Source organism: Pseudomonadota bacterium, from assembly GCA_010028905.1.
Lineage (GTDB): Bacteria > Vulcanimicrobiota > Xenobia > RGZZ01 > RGZZ01 > RGZZ01.
Genome location: RGZZ01000906.1, coordinates 1 through 1,110, shown reverse-complemented (window position 1 = coordinate 1,110; position 1,110 = coordinate 1). Strand labels below are relative to the sequence as shown.

The window sequence follows — 1,110 nt, the reverse complement described above, 5'->3', positions numbered from 1 at the left end:
TGAGCGTTAGTTTGATCGTTGGCTTCGTGCTGTTCACCTCCTTCGTCACTCAGCTCGTTGGCTTCGTTGCCCTGGCGGTTGTTGACTCGGTTACCATGCTGCCGATCCACCTTTTGATCGAATGCATCACCCTTGCTGGTACCATTGCGACCGCCACCACTCGTCGCTTGGCCGCCACCCTGGCGTGCCTGGCTGGCGCTCTCGACCGCCGGGCTGCTCTTCACGACCCAGCTACCGCCGAGCTCACCAGCGCCCTGCATCGCGGGTGGGTCGGCAAGAAGCGTTGCCCCACCCGTGATCGCCGCGACGCTCGGCGGGCGCTGCGTGATCTCACGGCTCCCACTTGGCTCGACAAGCTGGTGCAAACCCACCGCTGCGTGATGATGGTCCTTGGCGATGGTGACCCTTCGACACCTTACCTTTACCAGGTCGCTACCGTGTACGCGCGCGTCGCTCTCATCGCACCGACGATCATCACCGCCCGCGCCTATCATCTTGGATCGCGGGTCACCAAGCGCACTGAGGGCCTCACGCTCAACGTCGGGCTAGCCATCGCGGTTAGGCTCCTTCGCACCCGCGACTGCCTGGTTGCCCACGCCTGCTTTCTGTCTGGGCGCTCGGGCGTAGCCTGGCGCACCTTCGACTCCCTGCTCGTCGCCACCTACCTGCGCCTCTACTCCCCGATGGTGTTGATGCGTATGAGACCCTTCTGGATCTTAGCCCTGCTCCCCCTCGTGAACTCCGCCGGTGATGAGAGTAAGCGCGTGCCGAGCTTCAGTGGCGAGCGCATCGATTTCACGGCGTGGTTCATGCTCTTCTCGGCCTATGTCGCCTACAAGCTTGTCTCCGCTGCGCCCCTCGTCGCTGGCACTAGGCCGAAGCCCCCTGCCGCGCCATCGCCCAACATGGGGCGGGCGGCACCGGAACCGCCCGCGCCACCTGCGCCAGTTCTCGCGGCCGATGGCAGTACCGTCACTAACCAAGCTGAGATTAACACCGCCAACGCCGCCCGTCTGGCCTGGATGAACCTCCCCTCGGTCGCCCTCAACGCGGCGGAGATCAAGGAGGCGAACGACGCGTGTGAGAAGTGGGCGAACGACAACACCCAGC

General features: G+C 64.4%; 1 protein-coding gene. It reads left to right on the top strand.

Going from position 1 to position 1,110, the window contains the following annotated elements:
- Window positions 1-11: 11 nt before the first annotated feature.
- Window positions 12-1,110, top strand: a 1,099-nt coding sequence (locus EB084_26275; GenBank protein NDD31770.1) for a hypothetical protein, incomplete at its 3' end; no start/stop codon positions are given.